Genomic DNA, 11,560 nt, shown 5'->3' with positions numbered 1-11,560 from the left:
CGCCGCGAGGCCGCCGGCGCCGGGCCGCGGCGGCGCCAGCACGACGACGCCGACGCGCGCGCCGAGCCCGAACGGCTCCAGCCGCCGCCGCAGGTCGGCGCCGGCCAGCTCGCCGCTGACGACCGCCGACAGCACGTCGCCGGCCAGCCGCCGCTCGGTGTCCTCGGCGACGCGGCGGCGCAGCAGCTCCAGCGCGACGATCGTGACCGCCTGGTGGAGCGTGAGGCGGTCGAACTCCGACAGCGCGCCGGCGTCCTTCGCCGCGACCAGCCACGCCTGCAGCAGCGGCGCGCCCTCGGCGGCGTCGCCGCCGGCGCCGACCGGCAGCGCGAGCGCCCGCCCGCCGAAGGCCGCCGCGCTCGGCGCGAAGCCGCGCCGGCCGCCGGCGTCGGCGCTGCGCGTGCGCGCGCGCAGCTCCTGCTCCAGCGCCGCGACCGTCTCGTCGTCGACCTCCGCGCGCAGCGAGCGCGACGCGAGCAGCGCGCCGCGCGCGTCGAAGACGAGTACCGCGCCGCCGACCAGCGTCGCCAGCGCGCCCGCGACGGCGTCGATCCCGCGCTCGGAGAGGACGATCCGCTCGAGCCGCTCGTGCGCGGCGATCGCGCGCCGCAGGATCGCGTACTGCTCGTTGACGAGCCGGCTGAAGGCCGTCTCGGTGATCGCGATGAACGGGACCGCGTAGGGGATCTCGAACAGCGGCAGGCCGCGCTCGCGCGCCGCCGCGATCAGCGGCTCGGGCACCTGCTCGTGACCGAAGCCGACGCCGAAGCCGAGCCCGGCGAGGCCGTGGTCGGCCAGCCGCCGCACGAACGCCCGCTGGCGCTCGGCGCTGCCGAGCTGCAGCCCGGTCGTCAGCAGCATCTCGCCGCCCGACAGCCACGGCGTCGGGTCCTCCAGCTCGGTGATGTGCACCCACCGCACCGGCGCGTCGAGCGCCTCCTCGCCTGCGAGCAGGCGGATCTCGACGTCGCGGAACAGCTCGCGAACGGTCAGCAACTCCGGTCCCTCCGTCTCTCAGCCGACGTGCATGCGCCGGCCGGCCTCCGCGAGGACCGGCCGCAGCATGCCCTCGATCTCCTCGAACTCCCGCGGCCCCGCGATCAGCGGCGGCGACAGCTGCACGACCGGGTCGCCGCGATCGTCGGCGCGGCAGATCAGGCCGGCCTCGTGCAGCTCCCGGGAGAGGAAGCCGCGCAGCAGCGTCTCGGCCTCGGCGTCGTCGAACGTCAGCTTCGTGTCGCGGTCTCTGACCAGCTCGATCGACTGGAAGTAGCCGGCGCCGCGCACGTCGCCGACGATCGGCAGGTCGCGCAGCGACTCGAGCATCGCCCGCAGGCCGGCCTCGTTGTCGCGCACGCGTTGGAGGATCCCCTCCTGCTCGTAGGCGTCGAGCGCCGCCAGCGCGATCGCCGCCGCGACCGGGTGGCCGGCGAAGGTGAAGCCGTGCAGGAACGACTCCTCGCCCTCCATGAACGGCGCCGCGACGCGGTCGGAGGCGATCAGCGCGCCCATCGGCGCGACCGCGCCGGTGAGGCCCTTCGCGGTCGTGATCAGGTCGGGCTGGAAGTCGTAGCGCTGGCAGCCGAACCACTCCCCGACGCGGCCCCACGAGCAGATCACCTCGTCGGAGATCAGCAGCACGTCGAACTCGTCGCAGATCTCGCGCACGCGCTGGAAGTAGCCGTCGGGCGGCGTGAAGGTGCCGCCGGAGTTCTGGACCGGCTCCATGATCACCGCCGCGACCGTCTCGGGCCCCTCGAAGACGATCCGCTCGCGCACCGCCTCGGCCAGCGAGGAGACCGGCACGCCCTCGGGCAGCCGGTAGACGTTCGTGTTGGGGACGTGGCAGCCGCCCGGCGCCAGCGGCTCGAACGGCGTCCGCAGCGCGGTGATGCCGGTCGCCGACAGCGCCCCCAGCGGCGTGCCGTGGTAGGCGACCTCGCGCGCGATCACCTTCGTCTTGTTGGGGCTGCCCGTCAGCTTGTGGTACTGGCGCGCCAGCTTCAGCGCCGACTCGACCGCCTCGCCGCCGCCGCTGGTGAAGAAGACGCGGTTGAGGTCGCCGGGCGCGAGCGCGGCGATCCGCGCCGCCAGCTCGATCGCGCGCGGGTGGGCGTAGGACCAGGTCGAGTAGAAGTCGAGCTCCTTCGCCTGCTCGGCGCCGGCCCGTGCGAGGTCGGCGCGGCCGTGGCCGAGGTTGCAGCAGAACAGCGCCGAGAGGCCGTCGAAGAAGCAGCGGCCGTGCTCGTCGTAGACGTGGCAGCCCTCGCCGCGGACGATGATCGGCACCTCGCCGCCGGCGTAGTCGCCCATCCGCGTGAAGTGCATCCAGAGGTGGCGCTTGGCCAGCTCCTGCAGAGTCGCCGCCGTCCGTCTCTCCGTCGTCGCCATCGCCATCACCCTCCGGATCGGATAAGCCGATTCGCCGCTGTGTACAAAGGTACCCCGCGGCGGGGCGGCCGGCTGCGCGGTGGTCAGGCGGCGGCCGCGGCCGGCCGGGCAGCGGCGCGCACCGGCCCGGGCGTCAGCGCGGCGGCGACGATCACGAGCAGGAAGGCGGCGGCCTGGGCGATGATCCCGAGCACGTCGCCGGGCAGCGGGTCGCCGAAGACGATGATGCCGCCGGCGATCCCGGAGACGTTCGCGGCCGTGCCGGTGAAGGCGATCACCGGCACCGCCTCGCCCTCCTGCAGCGCCTTCGCCGAGGCGTAGAAGCCGGCGACCGAGGCGAAGACGGCGACCGCCGTCCACGGCGTCGTCAGCAGCGCCAGCGCGCCCTCGCCGGCGACGAGGCCGGTCAGCGCCTTGAGCGCGACGTCGGAGACGCCGAACAGGAGGCCGGCGGCGGCGGCGAGCATCACGCCGTGGTGATGGTCGGGCGCGCCGATCCGCTTGCCCATCACGAGCAGCCCGCCGACGGCGACGAGGCCGGCCTCGAAGGCGATCATCCCCGGCAGCGAGAACTGCGACTGCGGGTTGTGGACGGCCGGCAGCGTGATCCCCAGCAGCACGAGGCCGAGCGCCGTGCAGCCGAGGCCGATCCACTGGCGCGGCCCGACCGAGAAGCCGAAGATCCGCTCCGCCATCACCGCCAGCATCACGACGCCGCCGGCGAGCACCGTCTGCACGACCGACATCGGCGCGACCGCGAGCGCCGCGACGTGGAAGATCCACGCCAACAGCGCGACGCCCATGCCGACCGCGAACCAGCGCGAGCGGAACAGCCCGGCCGCCGATCTGAGCGGATGGCTGACGTGGACGGCCGGTGCGGCGCACGCGCCGCGGTGCTTGTAGAGGAACGCGAGGTTCGTGGTGAACGCGCAGATCAGCGCAAGCAGGATGCCAAGATAAATCGTCATGAATCGAATTGAGGCTGCGTTTGGCAGCCGGCGATCGATACGACCCTCATGCTGCATTCTCGGCAGCGAGCGTCACCGGCTTGAGGTCCCTCCCGAAGCTGGAGGCAGCGTAGCGGGCCGACATTAAGCCCGCCTGGGAAACGATCGCCGCGCGTGCAAGCCGGCGCACCGGCGCTGCTGCCGACAGCGCCGGCCCCGGAACGCGCGACGGCCGCCCCGAGGGGCGGCCGTCGTCGCTGCCGCGGATCGCGTTTCCGCTGCTACTGCTGCTGTCTGTCGTCCGGGACGTCGAGCTCGGCCAGCTCCTCGGCGAAGCCGTGCGAGCCGCCGCCGTTGCCGATCTCCTCGAGGTCGGCGAGGTCGGCCTCGATGCCGGAGGGGCCGAAGCCCTGCAGCGCCTCGCCGTCGGTGAGGCCCAGCTCGGCGGCCAGCTCGTCGTGGTCGAGCAGGCCGACGTCGTCCATGCCGCGGGGGAGCGGCTCGGCCGGCTCGATCTCGATGCGGCGGTAGCGCTTCAGCCCCGTCGCCGCCGGGATCAGCTTGCCGATGATGACGTTCTCCTTGAGGCCGTTGAGGCGGTCGATCTTGCCCTCGAGCGCCGCGTCGGTCAGGACCTTCGTCGTCTCCTGGAAGGAGGCCGCCGAGAGGAAGGAGTCGGTGTTCAGCGACGCCTTCGTGATCCCGAGGATGATCTCCTCGGCCTGCGCCGGCTCGCCGCCGGCGTCGATCACGACCTGGTTGATTCTGGCGTAGTCGTGGCGGTCGACGAAGACGCCGGGCAGCAGGTCGGTGTCGCCCTTCTGGTCGACGCGGACCTTCTTCAGCATCTGGCGCACGATCAGCTCGATGTGCTTGTCGTTGATGTCGACGCCCTGGGACTTGTAGACCTCCTGGACCTCCTTGACGAGGTACAGCTCGGTCTCGGTGCGGCCGCGGATCGCCAGCAGCTCGTGCGGGTACAGCGAGCCCTCGTTGAGCTGCGTGCCCGGCTCGACCTTCTCGCCGCGCTCGACGAACAGGCGCGTGCGGCGCGGGAACGTGTGCCGGTGCTCGTCGCCGCCGTCGTCGGTGATGACGACCGTCAGCGCCTTGTCGGTCTCCTCGATCTCGACGACGCCGCCGACCTCGGCGATCTTCGCCAGGCCCTTCGGCTTGCGCGCCTCGAACAGCTCCACGACGCGCGGCAGGCCGTGCGTGATGTCCGCGCCGGCGACGCCGCCGGTGTGGAACGTCCGCATCGTCAGCTGCGTGCCGGGCTCGCCGATCGACTGGGCGGCGACGATGCCGACCGCGTCGCCGATCTGCGCGAGGTTGCCGGTCGCCATCGAGCGGCCGTAGCAGGCCTGGCAGACGCCGGTCGGCGCCTCGCACTTCAGCACCGAGCGGACCGGGATCTTCGCGTTCTCCTCGCCGAAGGCCGCCAGCAGCGCGGCGAACTCGGGACGGCCGATCTCGTTGCCCTGCGTGACGATCGCGTCGCCCTTCTTGGGCCCGAAGTCACGCGCCGCGACGCGCCCGACGAGGTTGTCGTTGGGCTCGCCGCCGCTCTTGTAGAGGCTGAGCTCGACGTACTCCTCGGTGCCGCAGTCCTCCTGGCGGATGATCACGTCCTGGGCGACGTCGACGAGACGGCGCGTCAGGTAGCCGGAGTCGGCGGTGCGCAGCGCCGTGTCCGCGAGGCCCTTGCGGGCGCCGTGGGTCGAGGTGAAGTACTCGATCACGTCGAGCCCCTCCATGAAGTTCGCCTTCACGGGACGCTCGATGATCTCGCCCTTCGGGTTCGCCATCAGGCCGCGCATGCCGGCCAGCTGGCGGATCTGCTTGAAGGAGCCGCGGGCACCCGAGTTGGCCATCATGAAGATGGGGTTCAGCTCGTTGAAGTGCTGCTCCATCGCGCCGGCGACCTCCTCGGTCGCGGACGTCCAGCGCTCGACGACGGCGTCCTTGCGCTCCTCCTCCGTGATCAGGCCCATGTCGTACTGGTCCTGGATCTCGGCGACCTCGCCCTCGTACTTGGCGAGGATCTGCTCCTTGTCGGGCGGGATCACGACGTCGTTCTTGGAGACGGTGATGCCGGCCTGCGTCGCGTAGCGGAAGCCGAGGTCCTTGAAGGCGTCGAGCACCTGCGAGATCGTCGCGGCGCCGTAGGCCTGCACGAGGTCGTCGACGAACTGCGTCGTGTCGCGCTTCTTCATCGAGCGGTTGACGAACTCGTAGGTCGACGGGTCGTAGTCCTCGCCCAGCGTCTCGCGGATCGAGCGCTCGATCTTGTCGTTGTAGATGATGCGCCCGATGGTCGTGAGGATGTGGCCGCCGTCACGGCCGGCCGGGCGGTACTCGGCGACGTCGTGGAGTCTCACGACGCCGTGCTCGTAGGACCACTCCGCCTCCTGCGCGGTGCGGAAGACGTGCGGGCGCGGGTCGTAGCTGGCCGGGTCGATCTTCGACAGCTCGTCGACCTCGGGCCCGTACGTGAGGTAGTACGCGCCGAGGATCATGTCCTGCGTCGGCGTCGCCAGCGGCGCGCCGTGAGCCGGCGAGAGGATGTTGTTGGCCGACAGCATCAGGATCCGCGCCTCCGCCTGCGCCTCCGCGGAGAGCGGCAGGTGGACGGCCATCTGGTCGCCGTCGAAGTCGGCGTTGAAGGCGTGGCAGACCAGCGGGTGGACCTGGATCGCCTTGCCCTCGACCAGCTGCGGCTCGAACGCCTGGATGCCGAGGCGGTGGAGCGTCGGCGCGCGGTTGAGCAGCACCGGGTGCTCGGTGATGACCTCCTCGAGCACGTCCCACACCTCGGGGATCATCGAGTCGACCATCTTCTTGGCCGCCTTGATGTTCTGCGCCGCCTTGCGCTCGACCAGCCGCGCCATGATGAACGGCTTGAACAGCTCCAGCGCCATCAGCTTCGGCAGGCCGCACTGGTGCAGCTTCAGCGACGGGCCCGACACGATCACCGAGCGGCCGGAGTAGTCGACGCGCTTGCCGAGCAGGTTCTGGCGGAAGCGGCCCTGCTTGCCCTTCAGCATGTCCGACAGCGACTTCAGCGGGCGGTTGCCCGGCCCCGTCACGGGCCGGCCGCGGCGGCCGTTGTCGAACAGCGCGTCGACGGCCTCCTGCAGCATCCGCTTCTCGTTGTTGACGATGATCTCCGGCGCGCCGAGGTCGAGCAGCCGCTTGAGGCGGTTGTTGCGGTTGATGACGCGGCGGTAGAGGTCGTTGAGGTCGGAGGTCGCGAAGCGGCCGCCGTCGAGCTGGACCATCGGGCGCAGCTCCGGCGGGATCACCGGGACGGCCTCGAGGATCATCATCTCCGGGCGGTTGCCGGACTGGATGAAGGCCGAGACGACCTTCAGGCGCTTGACCGAGCGGCTCTGCTTCTGGCCCTTGGCCGTCTTGACGAGCTCCTGCAGCTCGTCTCTCTCGGCCTCCAGGTCGACCTGCTCGAGCAGGTCGCGCACCGACTCGGCGCCCATGCCGCCGCGGAAGTACTCGCCGAAGCCGAACGGGCTGCCGAAGCGGTCCTTCAGCTCGCGGAAGAGCGTCTCGTCGTTGACGACGTCCTTCGGCTTCATCGACTGGAACAGGTCCCACACCTGGCGCATGCGCTCGGCGGCGTCCTCGATGTACGCCTCCGTGTCGTCCATGTCGGCCTGGAAGGTTCTGCGCAGGTCTCTGAGCAGCTTGGCGCGCTCGTCCTCGTCGAGTCTGGCGACGTTGACGTCGAGCGCCTCCGCCCACAGCTCGTCCTCGTCGTCGAAGCCGGCCGGCTGCTTGCCGGACTCGAGCAGCTCGACGCGGCGCTCCAGCTGCTCTCTGAGGACGAGCAGGCGCTCCTCCTTCTCGGCCGCGTAGGAGTCGAGCACCTTGTTGACCTCGTCCTGCAGCGTGTCGAGGTCGCGCTCGCGCGCCTCGTCGTCGATCCAGGTGACGATCGAGGCGGCGAAGTAGAGGACCTTCTCGAGCTCCTTGGGAGCCATGTCGAGCAGGTAGCCGATGCGCGACGGGACGCCCTTGAAGAACCAGATGTGCGAGACCGGCGCGGCGAGGTCGATGTGCCCCATCCGCTCGCGGCGGACCTTGGAGCGGGTGACCTCGACGCCGCAGCGCTCGCAGACGATCCCCTTGTAGCGGACGCGCTTGTACTTGCCGCAGTAGCACTCCCAGTCCTTCGTCGGACCGAAGATGCGCTCGCAGAAGAGGCCGTCCTTCTCCGGCTTGAGCGTGCGGTAGTTGATGGTCTCCGGCTTCGTGACCTCGCCCGAGCTCCAGGAGCGGATCTGCTTGGAGGAGGCGAGGCCGATCTCGATGGCGTCGAAGTTGTTGATGTCGATCATGCGTCGTCCTCGGTCAGGTCGTCGTCGCCTTCGCCGACGGGAGCGAGCTCCTCGCCGGACTGGGCCTCCGCCGCGGGGGCCGCGTCGGTCGCGTCCTCGCCGTCGGTGCCCTCGTCGGCCGCCTGGCCGTCGGTGGCGCGCACGCCGGAGAGGTCGATGCCGAGCTCCTCGGCCGCCCGCAGGAGGTCGTCGTCCTCCTCGCGCATCTCCGCGCGGGTGCCCTCCTCGGAGACGACGTTGACGTCGAGCGCCAGCGACTGCATCTCCTTCAGGAGCACCTTGAACGACTCCGGGATGCTCGGCTCGGCGATGTTCTCGCCCTTGACGATCGCCTCGTAGGCCTTCACGCGCCCGACCGTGTCGTCGGACTTGATCGTCAGCATCTCCTGCAGCGTGTAGGCGGCGCCGTAGGCCTCCAGCGCCCACACCTCCATCTCGCCGAAGCGCTGGCCGCCGAACTGCGCCTTGCCGCCCAGCGGCTGCTGGGTGACGAGCGAGTACGGGCCGGTCGAGCGCGCGTGGATCTTGTCGTCGACGAGGTGGTGGAGCTTCAGGATGTACATGTAGCCGACCGTGACCTGGGTCTCGAACGGCTCGCCGGTGCGCCCGTTGAAGAGCGTGAACTTGCCGCTCGCGCGGGTGCCGGCGCGACCCTTCGGGTCGGTCTTCATGCGGATCCGGCCGGTGTGCGCCTCCTGCCACTTCAGCAGCGCGTTGTCGACGTCCTCGACGGTCGCGCCGTCGAAGACCGGCGTCGAGACGTAGACGCGCGGCTTCTCGCCGTCGCCGTGCGCGAGCTTGTAGGCGTCGCTGCCGTCGTCGTACCAGCCCTCCGCCGCGGCCCAGCCGAGGTGGGTCTCGAGGATCTGCCCGATGTTCATGCGCGACGGGACGCCGAGCGGGTTGAGGATCACGTCGACCGGCGAGCCGTCCTCCAGGAACGGCATGTCCTGCTCGTCGACGATCTTCGAGATGACGCCCTTGTTGCCGTGGCGGCCTGCGAGCTTGTCGCCCTCGGAGATCTTGCGCTTCTTGGCGACGAAGACGCGCACGAGGTCGTTGACCCCCGGCGGCAGGTCGTCGCCGGCGTCGCGCGAGAAGGTCTTGACGTCGATCACGACGCCGCCCTCGCCGTGCGGCACCTTCAGCGAGGTGTCGCGGACCTCGCGCGCCTTCTCCTTGAAGATCGCGCGGATCAGCTTCTCCTCCGCGGTCAGCTCGGTCTCGCCCTTCGGCGTGACCTTGCCGACGAGCAGGTCGCCGGAGCCGACCTCGGCGCCGATGCGGACGATGCCGCGGTCGTCGAGGTTGCGCAGCGACTCCTCGGAGCGGTTCGGGATGTCGCGCGTGATCTCCTCGTCGCCGAGCTTCGTCGTGCGCGCGTCGATCTCGTACTCCTCGATGTGGATCGAGGTCAGCTCGTCGTCCTTCACGAGCCGCTTGGACAGGATGATCGCGTCCTCGAAGTTGTAGCCCTCCCAGGACATGAAGGCGACGCGCAGGTTCTTGCCGAGCGCCATCTCGCCCTGGTCGGTCGAGGAGCCGTCGGCCAGCACCTCGCCCTCGCCGACCTCCTGGCCGGTGCGGACGAGCGGCTTCTGGTGGATCAGCGTGCCCTGGTTGGAGCGCATGAACTTCTGCAGGACGTACTCGTCCTTGGCGCCGTCGGTCGTCTCGATGACGATCTGGTCGGCGTCGACGTAGGCGATCGTGCCGGCGCGCTTGGCGACGACGACGTCGCCGGAGTCGACGGCGGCGCGGTACTCCATGCCGGTGCCGACCAGCGGGGCGTCGGTCTTCAGGAGCGGCACCGCCTGGCGCTGCATGTTGGAGCCCATCAGCGCGCGGTTGGCGTCGTCGTGCTCCAGGAACGGGATCATCGCGGTCGCGACCGACCAGATCTGCTCCGGCGAGACGTCCATCAGGTCGACGTCGCCGGCGCTGACCGTCACGTACTGGCCGGCCTGCGTGCGGCAGACGATGTCGTCGCCCAGCAGCGCGCCGTCGTCGCCCAGCGGCGTGTTCGCCTGGGCGATCTTCGCCTCCTCCTCCTGCGTCGCGTCGAGGTGGACGATCTCGTCGGTGACCTTGCCGTCCTTGACGACCAGGTACGGCGTCGTGACGAAGCCGTGCTCGGAGATCTGCGCGTAGGAGGAGAGCGAGCCGATCAGGCCGATGTTCGGACCCTCGGGGGTCTCGATCGGGCACATGCGGCCGTAGTGGGTCGGGTGGACGTCGCGCACCTCGATCGGGGCGCGCTCGCGCGTCAGGCCGCCGGCGCCGAGCGCCGACAGGCGGCGGCGGTGGGTCAGGCCCGAGAGCGAGTTGTTCTGGTCCATGAACTGCGACAGCTGCGAGGAGCCGAAGAACTCCTTCAGCGCGGCCACGACCGGACGGATGTTGACGATCGTCTGCGGCGTGATCGTGTCGGCGTCCTCGGTCGTGAGGCGCTCGCGCACGACGCGCTCCATGCGGTAGAGGCCGATCCGGAATGCCTCCTGGATCAGCTCGCCGACCGTCCGCAGGCGGCGGTTGCCGAAGTGCTCGTACTCGTCGAGGTGGTCGGCGACCGCCTCGCGCGGGTAGGTGACGGCCTCCGCGGCGTAGTCTCTGATCTCGACCTCCGGGCTCTCGGGCATGCCGAGCAGGCGCGGCAGCGAGACCAGCTCCTTGATCAGGGAGATGATGTCGTCGTGCGTCAGCGTGCGCGTCTCGAGGTCGATGTCGAGGCGCAGGCGCGAGTTCAGCTTGTAGCGGCCGACGCGCGTCAGGTCGTAGCGCTTGGGGTCGAAGAAGAGCTGGTGCAGCAGCGCTCTCGCCGCGTCGACCGACGGCGGCTCGCCCGGACGCTGCTTCTTGAACAGCTCGATCAGCGCGCCCTCCTCGGTCTTCGTGACCTCGGTGTCGCTCTCGATCGTGTTGCGGATGTAGAGCGACTCCTCGAAGAGGTTGAGGATCTCCTCGTCGCTCGCGTAGCCCATCGCCCGCAGCAGCACCGTGACCGGCAGCTTGCGCTTGCGGTCGATGCGGACGTAGACCTTGCCCTTCTTGTCGATCTCCAGCTCCAGCCAGGAGCCGCGCGCCGGCATCAGGTTGGCGATGAAGACCTGCTTCTCGCGGTCCTTGGCCTCCATCAGGTAGGCGCCCGGGGAGCGCACCAGCTGCGTCACGACGACGCGCTCGGTGCCGTTGATGATGAAGGTGCCGCGGTCGGTCATCCACGGGAAGTCGCCCATGAAGACCGACTGCTCGCGGATCTCACCCGTCTCGCGGTTGACGAACGCGACGGTGACCGTCAGCGGGCGGGCGTAGGTCAGGTCCTTCTCGCGGCACTCGTCCAGCGACGCGACCGGGGCGTCGAAGGTGAACTCGCCGAACTGCACGGCGAGGTTGCCGGTGTAGTCCTCGATCGGCGAGATGTCGTCGATCGTCTCGCGCAGGCCGCCGCTCTCGGGGTCGGTCAGCCAGTCGAAGGACTTCTTCTGGATGTCGATGAGGTTGGGGACTTCAAGGGCCTTGGAGAGACGCGCAAACGTGCGGCGCGTCCGGGGGGCGTCAGCAGGTGCCAAGACGGCGACTCCTCGGGCGGTCGAGAGGCGAGCAGAGGAAGCGCGAGAGCGCGACCAGCAAAGATAGCACAGGGCATCGGTGCCCTCGTGCGGGGCAGTCAGCGCTCACGGACCCCGCCCGGCGAATGCCCGTATGTGGCGGGCGTTCGAATGCTGCTGGGGCGGCTGCGACTATCGGCCGACCGGGGAATTGTACCGGGAGCGGCCGCTTTCGGCAGGAACGCGGCGGCCCGGCGCGCCGGCGCGCCCCGATCGGGCGCCCCCGGAACGGCGAGGGGCCGGCTCCTCGCGGAGCCGG

The 11,560-nt window shown here is 70.3% G+C and carries 5 protein-coding genes; all 5 read right to left on the bottom strand.

Going from position 1 to position 11,560, the window contains the following annotated elements; translation table 11 throughout:
* Nucleotides 1-996, bottom strand: a 996-nt coding sequence (locus ACU436_RS42050; protein WP_459032778.1) for a PucR family transcriptional regulator ligand-binding domain-containing protein, incomplete at its 3' end; no start/stop codon positions are given.
* Between the two features lie 18 nt (nt 997-1,014).
* On the bottom strand, nt 1,015-2,391 hold the full coding sequence (locus tag ACU436_RS42045; protein ID WP_459032777.1) for an aspartate aminotransferase family protein: 1,377 nt from the start codon (nt 2,389-2,391) through the stop codon (nt 1,015-1,017).
* Between the two features lie 83 nt (nt 2,392-2,474).
* Nucleotides 2,475-3,359, bottom strand: coding sequence for a DMT family protein (locus ACU436_RS42040; protein WP_459032776.1), 885 nt, complete (start codon nt 3,357-3,359; stop codon nt 2,475-2,477).
* A 260-nt stretch (nt 3,360-3,619) separates the two neighbouring features.
* On the bottom strand, nt 3,620-7,693 hold the full coding sequence (locus ACU436_RS42035) for a DNA-directed RNA polymerase subunit beta' (protein WP_459032775.1): 4,074 nt from the start codon (nt 7,691-7,693) through the stop codon (nt 3,620-3,622).
* Nucleotides 7,690-11,334: a DNA-directed RNA polymerase subunit beta gene (rpoB, locus tag ACU436_RS42030; protein WP_459032779.1), complete on the bottom strand. Its 3,645-nt coding sequence runs from the start codon at nt 11,332-11,334 to the stop codon at nt 7,690-7,692. The genes ACU436_RS42035 and rpoB overlap by 4 nt, the downstream gene beginning before the upstream one ends.
* Between the last annotated feature and the right edge of the window lie 226 nt (nt 11,335-11,560).

The sequence above is a fragment of the Pseudonocardia wallangbongensis genome, assembly GCF_054486945.1.
Note: the sequence above shows the minus strand (reverse complement) of the source record. Positions and strands in the feature narration are given on the sequence as shown.

Bases quoted from the DNA above. Each gene is read 5' to 3' on its own strand.
- ACU436_RS42040 (WP_459032776.1), bottom strand. From the start codon at position 3,359: ATGACGATTTATCTTGGCATCCTGCTTGCGCTGATCTGCGCGTTCACC.
- ACU436_RS42045 (WP_459032777.1), bottom strand. From the start codon at position 2,391: ATGGCGACGACGGAGAGACGGACGGCGGCGACTCTGCAGGAGCTGGCC.
- ACU436_RS42035 (WP_459032775.1), bottom strand. From the start codon at position 7,693: ATGATCGACATCAACAACTTCGACGCCATCGAGATCGGCCTCGCCTCC.